18 protein-coding genes and 1 other RNA gene are annotated in these 17022 nt (G+C 48.8%); 12 read left to right on the top strand and 7 right to left on the bottom strand.

Annotated elements, in window-relative coordinates:
* Positions 1-47: 47 nt before the first annotated feature.
* The 4 genes from WG89_RS19465 (at position 48) to WG89_RS19450 (ending at position 2412) form a co-directional block, all read left to right on the top strand.
* A complete protein-coding gene (locus WG89_RS19465) occupies positions 48-521 on the top strand; it encodes a ClpXP protease specificity-enhancing factor (protein WP_342669268.1) in 474 nt (157 codons plus the stop codon).
* Positions 522-792: 271 nt separating this feature from the next.
* The gene (locus tag WG89_RS19460; protein ID WP_062268938.1) at positions 793-1395 is read left to right on the top strand and encodes an NADPH-dependent FMN reductase; all 603 of its coding nucleotides are present in this window, start codon (positions 793-795) and stop codon (positions 1393-1395) included.
* 168 nt (positions 1396-1563) lie between these two features.
* Complete coding sequence (locus WG89_RS19455) at positions 1564-1776, top strand: YgdI/YgdR family lipoprotein (RefSeq protein WP_062268936.1); 213 nt, start codon at positions 1564-1566, stop codon at positions 1774-1776.
* Positions 1777-1866: 90 nt separating this feature from the next.
* The gene (locus tag WG89_RS19450; RefSeq protein WP_062268933.1) at positions 1867-2412 is read left to right on the top strand and encodes a rhodanese-like domain-containing protein; all 546 of its coding nucleotides are present in this window, start codon (positions 1867-1869) and stop codon (positions 2410-2412) included.
* Between the two features lie 64 nt (positions 2413-2476).
* Here WG89_RS19450 and WG89_RS19445 read toward each other — a convergent pair whose 3' ends face one another.
* From WG89_RS19445 to WG89_RS19420, 6 genes are all read right to left on the bottom strand, one after another.
* A complete protein-coding gene (locus WG89_RS19445) occupies positions 2477-3070 on the bottom strand; it encodes a glutamine amidotransferase-related protein (protein WP_062268932.1) in 594 nt (197 codons plus the stop codon).
* A 167-nt stretch (positions 3071-3237) separates the two neighbouring features.
* On the bottom strand, positions 3238-3621 hold the full coding sequence (gene grcA / locus WG89_RS19440; protein ID WP_062268930.1) for an autonomous glycyl radical cofactor GrcA: 384 nt from the start codon (positions 3619-3621) through the stop codon (positions 3238-3240).
* A 219-nt stretch (positions 3622-3840) separates the two neighbouring features.
* Positions 3841-4413 (bottom strand): BON domain-containing protein, encoded by a 573-nt coding sequence (locus tag WG89_RS19435; RefSeq protein ID WP_062268929.1) that lies wholly within the window; start codon positions 4411-4413, stop codon positions 3841-3843.
* A gap of 96 nt (positions 4414-4509) precedes the next feature.
* Positions 4510-5094 carry a phosphoheptose isomerase gene (locus tag WG89_RS19430; protein WP_062268927.1) on the bottom strand — a complete coding sequence of 195 codons (585 nt, stop codon included), beginning with the start codon at positions 5092-5094 and terminating at the stop codon, positions 4510-4512.
* Positions 5095-5347: 253 nt separating this feature from the next.
* The gene (locus tag WG89_RS19425; RefSeq protein WP_079253935.1) at positions 5348-5734 is read right to left on the bottom strand and encodes a YraN family protein; all 387 of its coding nucleotides are present in this window, start codon (positions 5732-5734) and stop codon (positions 5348-5350) included.
* Positions 5706-7604, bottom strand: a complete 1899-nt coding sequence (locus WG89_RS19420; RefSeq protein WP_062268924.1) for a penicillin-binding protein activator — start codon at positions 7602-7604, stop codon at positions 5706-5708. Before WG89_RS19420 ends, WG89_RS19425 begins: the two co-directional genes overlap by 29 nt.
* A 206-nt stretch (positions 7605-7810) precedes the next feature.
* On the opposite strand from WG89_RS19420, the gene rsmI reads away from it, so the two are divergent.
* A complete protein-coding gene (gene rsmI, locus WG89_RS19415; protein ID WP_062268922.1) occupies positions 7811-8647 on the top strand; it encodes a 16S rRNA (cytidine(1402)-2'-O)-methyltransferase in 837 nt (278 codons plus the stop codon).
* A gap of 64 nt (positions 8648-8711) precedes the next feature.
* Here the strand turns inward: rsmI and WG89_RS19410 are convergent, their stop codons facing one another.
* Positions 8712-9611, bottom strand: coding sequence for a hypothetical protein (locus WG89_RS19410; RefSeq protein ID WP_153301700.1), 900 nt, complete (start codon positions 9609-9611; stop codon positions 8712-8714).
* Between the two features lie 160 nt (positions 9612-9771).
* Between WG89_RS19410 and rnpB the strand changes: the two genes are divergently transcribed.
* The 7 genes from rnpB (at position 9772) to WG89_RS19375 (ending at position 17021) form a co-directional block, all read left to right on the top strand.
* Positions 9772-10150, top strand: an RNA gene (gene rnpB, locus WG89_RS19405) — RNase P RNA component class A.
* Between the two features lie 444 nt (positions 10151-10594).
* Positions 10595-11050, top strand: coding sequence for a division/cell wall cluster transcriptional repressor MraZ (gene mraZ, locus WG89_RS19400; protein ID WP_062268918.1), 456 nt, complete (start codon positions 10595-10597; stop codon positions 11048-11050).
* A gap of 24 nt (positions 11051-11074) precedes the next feature.
* The gene (gene rsmH, locus WG89_RS19395; RefSeq protein ID WP_062268916.1) at positions 11075-12007 is read left to right on the top strand and encodes a 16S rRNA (cytosine(1402)-N(4))-methyltransferase RsmH; all 933 of its coding nucleotides are present in this window, start codon (positions 11075-11077) and stop codon (positions 12005-12007) included.
* Positions 12008-12020: 13 nt separating this feature from the next.
* A complete protein-coding gene (gene ftsL, locus WG89_RS19390; RefSeq protein ID WP_062268914.1) occupies positions 12021-12317 on the top strand; it encodes a cell division protein FtsL in 297 nt (98 codons plus the stop codon).
* On the top strand, positions 12314-14098 hold the full coding sequence (locus tag WG89_RS19385) for a peptidoglycan D,D-transpeptidase FtsI family protein (protein ID WP_153301699.1): 1785 nt from the start codon (positions 12314-12316) through the stop codon (positions 14096-14098). The genes ftsL and WG89_RS19385 overlap by 4 nt, the downstream gene beginning before the upstream one ends.
* Entirely contained in the window at positions 14095-15606 is a 1512-nt protein-coding gene (locus WG89_RS19380) for a UDP-N-acetylmuramoyl-L-alanyl-D-glutamate--2,6-diaminopimelate ligase (protein WP_216638518.1), read from the top strand. The genes WG89_RS19385 and WG89_RS19380 overlap by 4 nt, the downstream gene beginning before the upstream one ends.
* Positions 15606-17021: a UDP-N-acetylmuramoyl-tripeptide--D-alanyl-D-alanine ligase gene (locus tag WG89_RS19375; protein WP_062268911.1), complete on the top strand. Its 1416-nt coding sequence runs from the start codon at positions 15606-15608 to the stop codon at positions 17019-17021. The genes WG89_RS19380 and WG89_RS19375 overlap by 1 nt, the downstream gene beginning before the upstream one ends.
* Position 17022: the final 1 nt, after the last annotated feature.

Raw genomic sequence — 17022 nt, 5'->3', positions numbered from 1 at the left:
CTCAGGGTCAAACAGCCATCGGAAGTTAGCCTGGATGGAGACAGATTATGACGATGACCAGCAGTCGCCCTTACATTGCCAGAGCTCTGTATGACTGGATTCTTGAAAATGACTGCACCCCTTACATTCTGGTTGATGCCGCCCGGAATGGGGTTGAAGTACCCAGAGAATACGTTAAGGATGGCCAGATAGTCCTCAATATTTCCCCTGCTGCGGTGAGAGCCATGCATATGGGAAATGATGTGATTACCTTTGACGGTCGTTTTGGCGGTGAGGCTTTGACGATTGTAGTACCTGTCGAAGCGCTGATGGCGATCTATGCCCGCGAAAATGGTCAGGGCATGGTGTTTGAAGTTGAGCCTTTTGCAGAGGTCGAAGAAGAAGTGTCTCCACACTTTGAGCTGGAAGCCGTTTCTGATCCTGAGCCTCAGCCGCAGGAAGCACCAGCTGCAAAAGACGAAGAGACTGAGAAGCCTCCTCGCAAGCCTGGTGGCAGACCGCACCTGAAGGTGGTTAAGTAAGGTCGATTTGCCCTGCTTGTATCTGCTGCAAAAAAAACCGCCACCTTTGGCGGTTTTTTTTGCTCTGCTTTTATTGAAAGGTTCTTTCGGAAAATAATTGTTTTTTATGATAATACTGAAACTGTATTGGATTATGCTTTCAGAGGCTTATTCATAAGTTTTAGTGGCCTGTTTATCCTCAAATTGGGATGGGGAAGCTTCGCATCATTGCTGAGTCTTGGTTATCATCTCCCTGTCTTTCTACACACCAGAATTTTAATAAGAGGTCCTGATGAACCTGACAATTATCAGTGGAAGCCACCGAAAGGATTCCCAGAGTACTCGCATCAGTCATGTATTGAAGGAGCGTGCTGAGACTTTGGGTCTTTTCGATCAGGTCGATATTCTTGACCTGGCTGAGAATCCACTGCCTTTATGGGATGAGTCCATCTGGTCTGGTAATGAAGAATGGAAAACGCTTCTGGCTCCGTGGAGGGCTACATTGAATGCCAGTGATGCCATTGTTGTAGTGGCTCCGGAGTGGAATGGTATGGTTCCCTCAGGTCTGAAAAACTTTTTCCTGATTTTTGGTGCTGCCCAGCTGGGGCATAAGCCTGGTTTGATTACGGCTGTATCTGCAGGACAGGGCGGTTCTTATCCGGTCGTGGAGCTGCGTTCAAGCAGCTATAAGAATTGCAGGCTTTGTTATATTCCTGATCATTTGATTGTTCGCCAGGCGGCTTCTGTTATGACAGGTGAAGATGCCGAGGCGGATCAGCATATGCAGGAGCGCATGGATTACAGTCTTTCCGTTCTCAAGGAATATGCAGTGGGTCTGAAAGGTGCTCGGGAAAGTGGTGTGATTGATCACAAGACTTTCAGAAACGGTATGTAATCCTGTTTAAGAAGGCTGGCGATCTGATCTCCAGCCTGTTCCTTCCCCCTGCCAGCTCACTCCAATACATAAACTGAATTCGCGTTCCAGAAGGGAAAAATGCCTGTTTTTGGTTGCAGAGCGGAGATCCTTTTCTAAGCTGTGATGATGGTTGTACAGGAGTGTTTTATGAAGCGTATTAATCTGGTTCTGGCTCTCGCGGTTACGGTTCTCCTGATGGGGTGCTCCAGCCCTCACATTATCACCCTTAAAGATGGTCGTTCTATCACGACAAAAGATACCCCTCATATGAACAGTGACGGCTTTTATGAATATGAAACTCTGGATGGGTTTGAAGCCAGTGTGAATGGCGAAGAAGTGCTCGAAATTCATGAAAAATAAGACTGTTACAGTCTGCGGAGATTCGGATTCAGTTTTTCCAGATCCGGGTGTTGATTGTTGAATGTGACCATCAGGGGTGAAGCATCTGTCATGGAAAGCTCGATAGGGCTGGTCAGGCCTTCCTTTTTAAAATGGCGTTCGATCTGCTTGTTTCTAGCCGTATTCACGCTGTCTGCATGTGGTGATAAATATAAGCAAGAAGCTGTTCTGGAGCAGACCAGTATTGACCTGGCCAGGCAGGCGGATGAGTCCGGCTATGCATTGATATCCACGGGTGAACTGGCAGAAATGATCGACTCTAAAGAGCCGTTTTTGTTGGTGGATGTTCGTACTGCTCAAGATTATGCCAAAGGTCATATTCCGGGTGCGGTTAATTTCACCTTTCCCAAAGGTATTGTTATGAGTGACCGATGGGACCCCTCTCTTATGGAAGGACTAAAGGAAGAAGATTTTATTCGCCTGCTGGGTGATAACGAAGGCCGCGTTCTGGTCTTCACCTGTGGCAGAACCCGTTGCGAGAGGGGGCATAATGCCGCCATGTGGGCGGTTCGCCTTGGCTATCATAATGTATTTCGTCATCCGGGTGGTGTAGAGGCTTGGCAGGGTAAAGGATTGAAATTGGAAACGTCGAAATAGCGGAGTGAGGCAGCTGATGAATCACAGGTTTTGTAAGCTGCCTCTTCATTTTTATGAACTGAATCTATGGTTGTGTGTCTGCCCAGTTTATAAAGTTTGAAATAAGCTGATGGCCATTTTTGCCAGAAACTTCCGGATGGAACTGGACACCCAGCATGGGGCGATCGTCAATTTTAATCGCTTCAACCTCATAATATTCTGACCGGGCGATAACAGTCGTATTGCTGCCAGGTCTGATGCCTTCACAATGATCCTCGGCAAACTCGGATTCTTCACTGATCTGCTCAAACAGTGGGTGGTTTTTAAGGATCTGTATTTTGTCTTTCTCTCTTCTTTCATGATCCCGATAGACGTCTCCGCCAAAGGTCAGGGCGATGGCCTGATGACCCAGGCATATACCCAGAGTTGGAATGGCGAGGTTCTGTATAAACTGGAATTGTTGCATCAGGCTATTTTTCTTTTCCTGACTGTCTGTAAATAGGTGGGGTCCGCCAGAAATGATCATCGCGCTGTTTGAATCGAATGACTGTTGGTTGGCATCTTTCAAGGCAATGATGTCAGAATTGATACCGAGATCTGAGAGAACTCCCTGGATTTCAGGTGTTTTTTTGCTTGCGCAATCGATCACCGCAACCGTTTTCTCTTTATTTTGATCCATGCTTTTCTCTTAAAAAGATGTGTTCTTCTTTAAAAGTAAATCATGCAGTCATGAATGGCATCTTTTAGAACGGTATTGGAGGTTTTTCTGATTTGGAGGAGGGGGTTTTAATGGATTTTTGTTTCAATAGATGGAGGAAAACACGCGTCTTCCTCCCATTACGACACTTACATTTCGTTAGTGAAAGTACGTGTAATAACGTCGCGCTGCTGTTCTGGTGTCAGGGAGTTGAAGCGAACAGCATAACCGGATACACGAATCGTCAGTGAAGGGTACTTTTCAGGATTCGCTGCAGCTTCTTCCAGCTTTTCGCGGGACAGAACGTTTACGTTCAGGTGCTGACCGCCTTCGCGAATGGTTTTTTCCTCAAATGTCAGCTCAATGTCGCGGCTCTCGAAAGTGCCCAGTTTCTCAACCGGCATAACGGTGTCTTCTTCGAGTGTGTCGCCCTTGGCGCAGATCAGACGAGCTTCTTGAGTCGCGTCGTCGATCAGCCAGATGGAGTTGAGCAGAGCTTCGTTGTCGCTGGAGGTGATTTGGATGCCTTTCATAGTACTTCTTAACCTTTGATTCTGGTTTCTGGGAGGCTGCCTGCTTGCAGTCAGTCTCTTATGGTGCAGGTTATGGAGAAATTGATTTACATCATATCAATCTCAATCAGGCATATAAGTAAGCAATCTTACTTAACTTATTAAGGGTGTGGTTGTTTGTGCAGCGACGTAAAATTTTTTTAATTTAAATGGGATTTTACGTCGCTGGAGAAGGGGGGGTTAGCGGGTGTATTCAAAGACTTTTACTATTTTCTGAACACCCCCAGTGTTCTTTACGATGTCGACTGCAACTTGTGCCTGTCGAGGATTAGCCAGGCCCATCAGATAAACAGTGCCTTTCTCGGTGTTGATCTTGATACGATCCGCTGAAATTTCTTCGCTCTTGATCAGGTTGGCTTTCACTTTCGTGGTCAGCCAGGAGTCATTACTTTGCTCCAGAAGGCTGGCATTGCTGCCAATCGTTAACTCGTTATACACCTTGTGAACTTCGTCTACGTTTCTGGCGGTTTCCTCTGCAAGGCGTTTCAATTCAGGGCTGGAAACCTGACCAATCAGTAACACGGTGCCGTTAAAGCTGACAATCTTGACTCGACTGTCTTTGAAGCGGTCATCCGCTTTGTTGATGTTGACAGCTGCGACAGTTTCAATAGTCTGGTCGTCTATCCAGTTGCCCCAGGAGCGTTCTGTGGGGTCCATGCTGATCGGGTCTTCATTGACTGAGTCGACAATCGTTGCACAACCGCCCAGCAGAAGAAGTGTACTGGTTAAAATCAGAGCGGATAAATGCTTCACCTTGTTATCTCCCGGTCGGTGATAGGTCTAACGTCCATGAGTGAAGAGAATCGTCCGTCACCCCTGGTGAAAAATGGTTGTTGTTCAGCGTTCGGATTATTCGCCGGAAAACAGGAACTCGTCAATCAGATCACACAGACAATGAATAACCAGTGTATGAACTTCCTGAATACGGGGTGAGCTGTTATCCGGCACGCGAATTTCAATATCTTCAGGGTGCAGTAGTCGAGCCATATCGCCGCCCGTTTTGCCCGTCAATGCGATCACCTGGATATCCCGGTCATGGGCAGCCTGAATGGCCTGGACAATGTTGGGGCAGTTACCTGATGTGGATATGGCCAGCAAAATGTCACCCTGTTGCCCCAATGCCCGAATCTGTTTGGAAAACACTTCGTGGAAGCTGGTGTCGTTGGCGATCGAGCTCAAGGTCAGACTGTCTGCGCACAGCGACATGGCAGGCAGTGCAGGTCTTTCTCTTTCATAGCGGTTGAGCAGTTCGGAAACAAAATGCTGGGCGTCCCCTGCAGAGCCACCGTTACCACAAGCCAGGATTTTTCCTTCATTAAGAAGGGACTGCACCATTATTTCTGAAGCCTGGGCGATCAGGGGAGGCAGGCTGTCTGCAGCACGGATCTTGGCGTCAATGCTGTCTGAAAAATGTTGTGTGATGCGTTCATGCATGTCTCAAAATCCCGAATGGTTCGCCGCCATAGTGTTCTTTTGCTATGGACATTTCTTTCGCTATGGGCATTGTGAAAATTCTGAAAGCCTTTTGAATACAGGGGATGATAAGGCACTTAATAGAACTAATAGTTTACCGTGATTTTTTTTTCATTACTCCCTTTTCTTATCCCAATGGAACAAGAGGGCTAACAAAATTTATTCGCACTCAGTTGTCTATTGCTTTATCTCTTTGAAGTTACGGCTTTTGACATTAAAAAATGTTCTGCAGCCATTCTATAGGCTTTTCCGGGTTGGCGTCAGGTTGTCCGGATGAATTTTTAAACAAAAGGGCGTCAAAGCGGCAAAATCTTTGCTGGTGTTCCGGATGACTGACCAGAAAGTGCTGGGCAGCTTTTCTTAATTTGTGTTGTTTGGCAGGGGTAATTGAGTCTGCAGCAGAGCCAAACCGGGAGGAGGACCTGAGGCGTACTTCAATGAAAACCAGTACGTTTTTGTCGAGCATGATCAGATCTATTTCTCCTGCTTTGCAGGCATAGTTTCTATTGATCAGTTTCATGCCCCGGGCTTTGAAATAGTTCAAAGCCCGGTTTTCAGCAGTAGCACCGCTTTTATTGTGCAGCTTTAACTGCCAGAACATCGGGTTTGTCTTGTACGGGGATGGGGAGTGGTCTTAACCGGCCATTACGGAATACCTGCCAGGAGAGTTCCCGTTCAACATGGTGGGTACTGTTAATACTGAGGAGCCCTGTTAACCCTTCCAGTCGACTGCCTGGCAGGCTGGCTAACTGTTGCAGGCGTGGGTACAGCGTAAAAGCATCTGCCCCCATGGCGTAAAGGCTGCCATATTGGCCTCTGGCGCTGCTCCAGGTAGCGCGGATGTTGGACTCAAGGTGGCCTTTGTTGTCTGGCAGGTACCAGTTCATGACCGGGACTCTAAGGTTGTCCAGGTCCTGGTCTCTGCTGGGGCTGACTCTGCCTGAATAAGCGCTGGATGTCGCATAAACCGGGAGTTTGCCTGCAAACTGATAGGAGAGGGCAGGCTTGAGCTGGCGAGCCTCTTTCGGGTTAGAAGGCATGTAGATCATATCAACGTCATGTCTTCTGCGCGGCTCAAAGCCCAGCTTTTCTCTGAGAATTCGGTTTAATTCTTTGGCACGTTTCTGGCTTTCATCCACTAACAGAGCCTGGCCCGCCAGTTGGCTGAATTCGGTTTTGCTGTTGAACTCAGAAATGCCCGCTATCTCACCACCGAGACTTGTCCATTCGGAGACAAAGCTGTTAGTGGCTCTGTCTCCCCAGGAAGTTTCCGGGCGAAGAATCAGAACCCGTCGGTGGCCGTCGAGAATGCCTCGGCGAGCCACTGCTCTGGCTTCATCTTCGGTAGCCAGTCCATATTCGAAAAAGCTATCTTTCTGGGCGTTATGGCTGCTGCTGTCTTCAAGCGTATTCAATGCCAGAACGGTAACGCCTTCAGGTGTGTTTTCTTTCAGCAGGCTGACGTTGATTTTGTCCAGAGGCCCAATGATAAGCTCTGTCCCCTGGTTTTTGGCTTCATTGGCCAGTTCAATGACATTCTTTCCATTCGTGTCCATAACGGTCACTTCAGGAATGTTTTCGCCAGAGTCTGAAAGGTTCTGATAGTAGGCAGCAAGAAAACCGTCACGAATCGCTCTTCCGGCAGAGGCCAGGGGGCCGCTGACAGGTAGAAGAAGAGTGATCTTGTCGGGCTGGTTGGTGCTGGCGACCTGCAGGGCACTGATGTCCTTCGGCAAGTAGGTGATGGCCGGATGGTTTTGCCAGCGGTTGCGCCAGGCGCTCAAATCATTCAGCTGTTGATCCAGGGATTTACCGGGACGATAAACCAGAGCCAGTTCAAGCCAGCCTTTCATGGTTTCATTGCTGGTCTGGTTGCCCAAAGTGATCAGGCGCTCTTCCGGAGCGTTTAGCAGTGTTTCCCAAAAGGCATCTCTGTTTTCAGGTTGCTTGTCCAGTTCGCTGATATTCGAAAGCATGCTCCACTCATCCAGTGCAGTCACATACTCTCTATAGCGATTGTAGGCTCGAGCCTTCAGGGTATGGCTGGCATCCAGTAACTGAACATTACTGCTGTTGATCACGGATGCACGATCGAGCCAGAAGAAGATTTCCCAGTTTTGCCCGGCCTGTTCAGCGACTTTTGCTCTTGAAAGCGCCATTTCCGCTTTCAGATCGTCCGGTAGCTCTTCGTAGTTCAAACTGTCGAGAATGGTCTGTGCGCGAACCATCTGGCCACTAATCAGTTGATTGGCAGCCTGTATTTTTAATCTGGCGCTTTCTGGGAATGGACTGCGCTGGGCACGATCCAGTAGCTCGTCGGTACCTGCGGGAGCAAACTCTACAGCGGGTAGAGGCTGCTCGACAATTTTTCCGGGCTGTGATGAGCAACCCGCCAGCACTGCGCTAATCAGCAGGGTGGTTACTAGAGTGCGCTTGGAGATGCCCTGGCTTATAAAAAGGTTCTGGCTCATAAAATCGGAGTCAACGACCGAACTGTTTTTGATGGAAACATTCTACCTTAAGAGGCGCGGTGCGTCAGCCTGAGCAGGCATGCAATCACGATCATATTATTCAGGATTCTGTCAACAGTCCTGTGAAAAGAGTAAACTCGTGGCTGTTTGATTCTAATCCCCTCGGCTGCTGTGGTTCTCGCAGTCGATAGACTGGCTGGCAGGATATGTCTGAAAGTACGCTTTTTGTTGTTTCAACACCCATTGGTAATCTCGATGATATGACGCCGAGAGCTGTGCAGGTTTTGAAGCAGGTTTCTGTGATCGCTGCAGAAGATACCCGACACAGCTGGAAGCTTCTCAATCACTTCGGCATTGAGACCCCTATGATTCCCTGTCACGAACATAATGAGAGGCATCAGACTGAAGCGCTTGTGGCTCGTCTTGAGCAGGGAGAGTCCATCGCTTTGATCAGTGATGCCGGTACGCCCCTTATTTCTGATCCCGGTTTTATTCTGGTTCGGACGGTTCGGGAGCATGGTATTAAAGTTGTTCCGGTACCGGGTGCCTGTGCGCTGGTAGCTGCACTGTCAGTCAGTGGTTTGGCAACGGACCGTTTCTATTTTGAAGGCTTTTTGCCCGCTAAATCCTCGGGTAGAAAAAAGAAGCTGGAAACCCTGAGTGTAATGACCAATACCTGGGCTGTGTATGAGTCCACGCATCGTATTCTTGATAGTCTTGCCGATTTTCGGGAAGTGCTGGGTGAGGATCGTTATATCGTTCTTGCCAGAGAGATGACAAAGACCTTTGAAACAGTATTAGCTGGCAGTGTGGCGGAAGTCGAGACGATTCTTAAAGAAGATTCCAATCAGTGCCGTGGCGAGTTTGTGGTGCTGGTTGAAGGCGCCAAAGAGCAGGAGAGCGATGAGGTTGATCCTGATACGGTCAAGTTGCTGAAACGACTTTTGGAAGAGCTGCCCGCCAAAAAAGCTGCCGCCGTGATTGCTGATGTTTCCGGTTATCGTAAAAAGCAGCTCTATGAGTTGTCTTTGTCTATGAAATAAAGTGTCTTTCAGGCTCCCTTGGGGAGCCTGATTGCCTGGTTTCTAAGTCTTTCTATTCCCGTTGTCAGGGGTGTTGTCTTTGTGAGATTAACCTTTTGATTGCTTCATCGTACTGGCTTTGCTCCTTGATTCGATCCAGTTTTGCCAGTGTTCGGGCGGCCTTGCTGGCAGGGTTTTCTGACGCCTCCCTTCTTAGTTCCATATCAATGAATTCTGCTTCTTTCTGCAAGGCAGGTGATGCCGCCTCGCTGTATAGAAAGGGTTTATCATCTCTTTTGGCAACAAACTCTGTCGAGTTCGACTCTGTGGTTTCAATGGTCCACTTTTGGGTCAGGGTTTCAGCAATTCTGAAGTCGGGTGTCAGATTTTCACAAAAGGGGGAATGAATGGCTTTTAGCAGCACGGTTTTAGTTGCCGGTGGGAGCCATTGGTTGTCTTGTGCCGTGATACGGATGTTAATCCACTCTGCCTGAATAGAAGAGCAGCTCTGGGTGACGATTCGTGGAAAAGTTTTATCTGAGGTAGTGATCAGTTCTATATGGGATTCTTCAGGTAGCGTGAGAGTACCTCCCTGCAGAAGTATTTGCGAGTGTCTTCCCAGAAAAATCGATTCTTGTGCTATGAGGTTGGATTGTTCGGTGATCCATAGGGATGGGGGGGAGCATACTTCATATTGATCCGACAGGTACTCGGGCTTATAGCCGGATAGCGTGGCTGGGTTAAGAAAGTTCTCTGTAAAATGTGACAGGCCTTCGAGGTGGGAAGTGATCGGGCGGCACGTTTCAATCCCTAACTCAATTTTACTGGCGTGAACCAAGGAGTGATCTTTGAGTACTACCGTTGCTTCAAATTTCATTGAGGCAATGCGCCGTCCTGATGAAGTGGTGTCAGCAGGATTGTTGGCACCAAAAAGTACGGTTGAACTGATAAGGAGCGACAGAGATAGACATTTTTGCAGGTTCATTTTTAATTAACTTCGAAAGTTTAGTGGGGGAAGTCTAGCCATGATCAGAAATCCTGCTGGCTTGGGGTGTAATTATTCAGATGTTTGAGAAGCGTTTTTTATAACTTTGGGAAATGAACGAATTGCAGTGAACGATATCATTCGGTAGTATTCGCCGCCTCGAGTTGGCTGGGCAGTCGCTGTCGGATACTTTTGGGTATCTGGTGGAGGAAAGTCCGGGCTCCAAAGGGTGCGGCGCCAGGTAACGCCTGGGGGGCGAAAGCCTACGGAAAGTGCAGCAGAGAGCAGACCGCCTAAGTCACCAATCGGTGACCGGTAAGGGTGAAAGGGTGCGGTAAGAGCGCACCGCGTGACTGGCAACAGTTCACGGCATGGTAAACCCCGCCTGGAGCAAGACCAAATAGGAATCCTAGAGGTGTGACCCGCACTGGATTCGGGTAGGTTGCTTGAGGTGTCTGGTGACAGGCATCCCAGATGAATGATTGCCCAGACCTGTTTTACAGGTTGGACAGAACCCGGCTTACAGGCCAACTCGAACTTTCTTTTTTTCTGTTTTTTTATCGCGCCAAGCCAGAAGGTCTTTTAAAGAAATCTTCTGATGGTGTGATACTTCAATCTGCAATGGATTGAATGTTTTGGTTGTAAATTGAGCGATTGATTAAAATTTTTACAATTTTTTTAGATTGCTTTTCTGCTTCATGGCCTTAAACAGCTCTTCCTTCCAAGCTGCTCATTTTCATGCGCTTTTTTGATGCAAAGCACTCCCTTTGGGGGTCTCGTGCAGGTCAAAACTTTGACGCAGCATGCATATTCTGGCCTTGACGTGGGTTTTTGAGATTTCTATAGTGTGCTTCAGTGGCGTAAAGTGGATAAATGTGGAGTTGTATGGGCATGATGTGGGGAAGAGGGGTGAGAAATAGAACACTTTTCTCTTATCAGACTGCGGTCTGTCATCCTGTCTGAGTCGACCAGGGAGAACCGGTTTGTTTCGTGGGGTCAATGCCATCAACCTCGATGCCAAGGGGCGTCTTGCAATACCTACCCGTTATCGGCAGGTGTTGAAGGATCGCTGTGACGGCAGTCTGGTGGCCACTATTGATACCGACGAGCCCTGTCTATTGATTTATCCACAGGATGAATGGGAGGCCATACAGGCTAAAATTGAGGCCTTACCCAGCTTTCATCCCATGACGCGTCGTATTCAAAGACTTCTTATCGGACATGCTACCGACATCGACATGGATGGCAGTGGCCGAGTTTTAGTACCTCCCTTGCTCAGGGATTATGCAGGGCTTGATAAGCGCTGCATTTTGCTGGGACAGGGCAAAAAGTTTGAACTGTGGGATGAAGCCTGCTGGAACCAGCGGCGAGACGATTATCTTCAGGAAGCCAGTGAATCCGGCGAAGTGCCGGCTGAGCTCCAGTCTTTATCCCTTTAATGGGTGTGAACCCGGGCATGATAGATGTCATTGCAAGAACAATCTGATCAGCACATCACTGTGCTGCTAAACGAAGCGGTTGAAGCTCTGGTTACAGATCCTGATGGGATTTATGTAGACGGAACATTTGGTCGTGGTGGTCACAGTCGAGCGGTCTTGGACAAGCTCTCTGATACGGGACGGCTTTTGGGTATCGATAAAGACCCCAGGGCTATAGCCGTAGCCGACCAGTTGGCCGAAAGTGACAGCCGCTTTTCTATTTACCACGGATCCTTTGCTGAGCTTGAAGAGGCGCTGAAGGGTCAAAAAGTGGATGGTGTTTTGCTGGACTTGGGGGTTTCATCGCCCCAGCTGGATAACGCCGAGCGTGGCTTTAGTTTCATGCAGGATGGTCCTCTGGATATGCGTATGAACACGACCTGTGGCGAAAGCGCTGCTGATTGGATTAACCGTGCTGAAGAGCAGGAAATCAGCAAGGTGATCTGGGAATTGGGTGAGGATCGCTTTTCTCGCAGAATTGCCAGAGCCATTGTCAGAGAAAGGGAAGAAGAGCCTATTACAACAACGAAGCGCCTGGCCGGGATTATTGCATCAGCCAGCCCCTCCAGAGAGAAGGGCAAGCATCCGGCTACCAGAGCGTTTCAGGCAATCCGAATTCATATAAATCGAGAGCTGGACGATCTGGTGGATTGTCTGGATGTTGCTCTGGAAGTACTTAAGCCGGGTGGGCGTCTGGTGGTTATCAGTTTCCACTCACTGGAAGATAGGATTGCCAAAAGGTTTATTCGAAAGCAGGTCAAAGGGGATGAGTTACCCCGCTGGATGCCTGTAACGGAAGACCAGCTGAATAAACGCATGCGAGCCATTGGTAAGGCCATCAAGCCGAGTGATCAAGAGGTAAAGGCTAACCCAAGAGCAAGAAGTGCTGTCATGCGTATTGCTGAGAAGCTGAACTGACAAGGCCATAAAAATGGATAGAGAACCGCTGCGTGCGTTGTTTCAAAAATCCAATTTAGTCAGTGTGTTATTGCTGGCCAGTGTCCTTGTGTCCGGTATAGCGGTGAGTTATGTCGGTCATGAAAACAGACGGCTTCATAATGAGCTTCAACAGGAGTTGGAGCAAAGAAACAAGGCCCAGGTGGAGTGGGGGAAGTTGCTGCTGGAACAGAGTTCGCTGACTGCCCCGGGGCGTGTGGAAAAGATTGCAAGGGAAGAGTTGGACATGGAAGTGCCTGACGCCGGACGTATAAAAATGGTGGCACCATGACAGCAAGTGCCAACAAGAAAAAAAGCCCGATTGGCAAAAATCAGACTCTCAAAAAAGAGTCCATGCCATACCGCTGGAGAATCAAACTCCTGCAGTTGCTGTTTATCTCCGCAGGCCTGGTGATCTGCTATCGTCTTGTGGACCTTCAGGTGCTGGACCGTACTTTTCTTCAGAGTGAAGGGGATAAGCGGTCGATCCGGCATGAGTCCATACCTGCTCACCGAGGAGTTGTTTTTGACAGAAACGGAAAGATCCTCGCTGTAAGTGCTCCTGTTATGACGGTTTGGGCTGATCCACAGGAACTGATTAAAGCGCCTGAGCGTTGGAATGAGCTGGCATACAGTCTGAAAGTCGATAAAAGCTGGCTGGCGGCCAGAGTAAAGAAAAATGCCAGCAAAGAGTTTATTTATCTCAAGCGTCAGATGACACCTGAGCAGGGTGACAAAGTTAAAGCGCTGAAAGTGCCTGGTGTCCATATTCTTGATGAGCAGAGACGCTATTACCCAATGGGTGAAGTGACTGCCCATCTCGTGGGGATCACGGGTATTGATGATAAAGGGCAGGAAGGGCTTGAACTCGGTTATGACCACTGGCTGACCGGTACTGAAGGAACCCGGAGGCTTTTGAAAGACAGGCGTGGGCGCCTTGCTAAAGAGGCTGAGCTGGTTGAGAGTGCTCAGCCCGGAAAGGAGCTGATGCTCAGTATTGATTCCCGGTTGCAGTATATGGCTTACCGGGAACTTAAAAATGCTGTAGAAAAAGCCAAGGCTTCAGCGGGTTCTCTGGTCATGATGGATGTTCAGACCGGAGAAGTGCTGGCTATGGTCAACCAGCCCTCCTACAACCCGAATAATAGAACCGGTCTGGAACCTTACAGAATGAGAAATCGGGTCATGACTGATCTGGTGGAGCCTGGTTCAACCTTGAAACCTTTTACTGTGGCGGCAGCCATGGAAACCGGAAAATACGATCGCTATACCCAGATTAAAACCGGTGTGGGTTACCTGCGGGTAGGTCGCAATGCTGTCCGGGATGTCAGAGGCTACGGAACCATTGATGTTGAAACCGTGCTTAAAAAGTCCAGCAATATCGGTGTAACCAAAATGGCGCTCGATATTGGTGTCGACCAGGTGGTGGATATGTTACGTCGGGTTGGATTTGGGCAAAGTCCGGGTACCGGGTTTCCTGGAGAAAGGGCTGGCTTTCTTCCCTACAAAGATCGTTGGAGCGATATTGAAGTAGCAACTTTGTCTTTCGGATATGGATTGACGGTAACGCCGCTTCAATTGGCTCAGGCCTATACCGTTCTGGGATCAGGCGGCTTGCTTAGGCCAGCATCTCTGATCAAGCGTGATGTGGCTCCGGATGGTGTCAGGGTTATGGATGAAAATGTGGCCCATGACATCATGGCCATGCTGGGTAAAGTCGTTGGCAAGGGTGGAACAGGCTGGAGAGGCGCAGTTAAGTCCTACAATGTAGGGGGCAAAACCGGAACGGTTAAGAAAGTCGGTGGCAGCGGCTACCTTGAAGATCGTTATGTAGGTTTGTTTGCCGGAGTGGCTCCGGTAGAAAATCCCCGAATTGCCACTGTTGTGATCATCGATGACCCTTCTGGCAATGAATATTACGGCGGTGTGATCGCTGGCCCGGTCTTTTCCCGGGTGAATGGTCAGGCTTTACGGATGCTGGGTGTCAGGCCCAGTGAGGATAAAGTGCTGACCGCTGAAAGACCTGACCTGGATAAGGTCGGAGTGATGAATCTGAAACAGGATGGAACATGACCTCGTGTCAAATGACGTCTTTAAATGAAGTGCTGGCGGAATTGAATCAATCACCGCTGGCTAAAGACATAACACTGACAGGACTGGCCCTCGACAGCCGCACGCTGATCGGGGGCGAGCTGTTTCTGGCTGTGCCGGGTTTATGTTCTGATGGACGTGATTATATTGAAGCGGCAATTGCTGCCGGAGCTGCTGCCGTTCTTGCAGAATCTGGCGGGCAAGTTGTTGAGGCCCCAGAGACACCTGTTATTTTTATTGATGATCTGAAAAGCCATATTAGCTTTCTTGCCAATCGTTTTTATCGGCAACCTTCTACAAAGTTGAAACTGACCGGTGTCACCGGTACCAATGGTAAGACTTCAACCTGCTGGTTTGTTGCCCAGCTTCTTTCCCTTCTTGGTCAGCCTTGTGCCGTTATGGGTACTCTGGGTAAAGGGGTCCCTCCCGAGCTGGAGTCTTGTCTCAATACCACTTCTGATCCTGTCTCAACTCAGGCATTTATGGCGGAGCTGGTTGAGAAAGAAGTAACGGCTATGGCTATGGAAGTTTCATCTCATGGCCTTCATCAAGGCAGGGTGGATCAACTGCAGTTTGAGGTAGGCGTTTTCACAAATATCAGTCGCGACCATCTTGACTATCATCAGACAATGGACGCTTATGCGGAAGCCAAGTCGCTGCTTTTTGCTGAAAGCAGAGTTCGCAAAGCCGTTATCAATCTTGATGATCAGTACAGTGACCTGATGCTGTCTCGCTGTGACGATTCTACCGAAGTATTTACCTTTTCCTCATCCAGAAAAGAAGCCGATATTTCAGCCCGTGATATTGTCCTTGATGCTCAGGGTCTGAAGGCTGAATTGGTGACCCCATGGGGTGAAGGGGTGTTGCGAACGCCTCAATTGGGACGGTTCAGTCTGGAAAACCTTTTGGCTGTGATTGGTGCAGTCTGTTGTCAGGGGTACCCGTTAAATAAGGTGCTTGAACTGATTCCCCTTCTCAGTACTGTGCCGGGCAGAATGCAAAGACTGGGTGGAGAGCAAAAGCCAGTAGTTGTGGTCGATTATGCACACACTCCGGACGCCTTGGTCAGCGTTCTGAAAGCCCTGCGTGAGCATGGGGCAAAAAAACTCATTTGTGTCTTTGGTTGTGGGGGTGACAGAGATCGTGGCAAGCGCCCATTGATGACCTGCGCCGCAATTGAAGGTGCGGATGAAGTGGTTGTGACCAGTGATAATCCCAGAAGCGAAGAGCCTGCAGTCATTATCCAGGATGCTTTAAAGGGGGTTGATCTATCAGGTGTTCCAGTGACGTCTATAGTTGATCGCTCTGAAGCCATTCAGTGGACCGTAGATCAGGCATCTGCCGACGATATTATTGTCATTGCCGGCAAGGGTCACGAGGATTATCAGGAAGTGAAGGGTGTTCGACATCATTTTGATGACTCGGAAGAAGCAATAAAAGCTCTGGATGCCTGGAAGCCTCTTACTGATTCTGTGAGGGAGCAAGCATAATGATTCGCTCATACGCTTTGTCTGAACTGGCAGAAGTTTTGAAAGGTTCTCTCACTGGCATTGATGCCACTATTTCAGGCATTAGTATCGATACCAGAACGCTTGCTCGCGGTGATCTGTTTATTGCAATCAAAGGCCCAAAGTTTGATGGCCATGCCTATGTAACTCAGGCTCAGGCAGCCGGTGCTTCAGCTGTTGTAGTGCAGCAGCCTGTGGAGGTTGGAATTCCTCAAATTCTGGTTGAAGACACAACGCAGGCTTTAGGTCGTCTTGGGCAATTTAATCGCGAAGGTTTCTCTGCTCCGGTGTTGGCTGTTACCGGCACTTGCGGCAAAACTTCCGTAAAAGAAATGCTGGCGGCAGTGCTTGAAGAAACGGGCGATACGCTTGCAACACTGGGGAATCTGAATAATGCTTTTGGTGTGCCTTTGACGCTATTCAGGCTCGAGGGACATCAGAAACATGCAGTAGTTGAGTTGGGAACCAGCTCTCCCGGTGAGATTGATTACATTACCCGCCTGACTGAGCCTGATGTCTCCATTATTACCAATGCGGCTGAGAATCATCTCAAGGATTTGCATTCCCTTGAGGGGGTTATCCATGAAAAAGGTTTTATTCTTGAAGGCTTGAAGAAAGATGGTGCAGCAGTACTGAGTCTGGATGACCCCAGCTTTCAGCGTTGGAAAAACAGAGCGATGGCTGAGTCCAGCCGCTCTGTTCTTTCATTCAGTCTTGATAAGCCGCAGGCCAATGCTTTTGCTTCAGAGATACTTTCAACATTGGAAGGTATGACCTTCAATCTCCATATCAGGCGAGAGGATGTTGAACAAAAGTCCAGAGTCAGGCTGGCTTTTTGGGGTAAACATCAAGTACAGAATGCCTGTTGTGCTGCAGCAGCAGCATTGGCTGTGGGTCTGGAGCTGGACATTATTGTTCGGGGGCTGGAAAATGCCCGGCCCTATCAAAGAAGAGGAACCCGTTATCCTCTCTCTGATGATGTATTGGTCATTGACGAAAGTTATAACGCCAGTCCAATTGCTACTCTGGCAGCCATTGATCAGCTTGCTGATTGTGAAGGCGAGACCATTTTGGCGCTCGGAGATATGCTGGATCTCGGTGATGTATCTGAAGCCCGGCATATTGATGTGGGTGAGTACGCAAACACCAGAGGAATCAGCTGTTTTGCTGCTTATGGTGATGCTTCTGTTGCTGCCATCAAGGCATACGGAAGCGGTAGTGGACAACACTTTAATGATAAAGAGGCTCTCTCGAACTGGGTCAGATCGAAAATCAAAGCATTCCGTGCAGAGAATACTGATCGCCCGGTGACTGTTTTAGTTAAAGGTTCGAGAGGAATGGAAATGTTGGATGTAGTCCGATCCCTGGTGGGATCTGAATATAAGGGAGAGCGCTGAT

This window comes from Endozoicomonas arenosclerae (assembly GCF_001562015.1).
Lineage (GTDB): Bacteria > Pseudomonadota > Gammaproteobacteria > Pseudomonadales > Endozoicomonadaceae > Endozoicomonas_A > Endozoicomonas_A arenosclerae.
The sequence above is the reverse complement of the archived record's forward strand: the minus strand, read 5'-3'. Positions and strand labels throughout refer to the sequence as shown.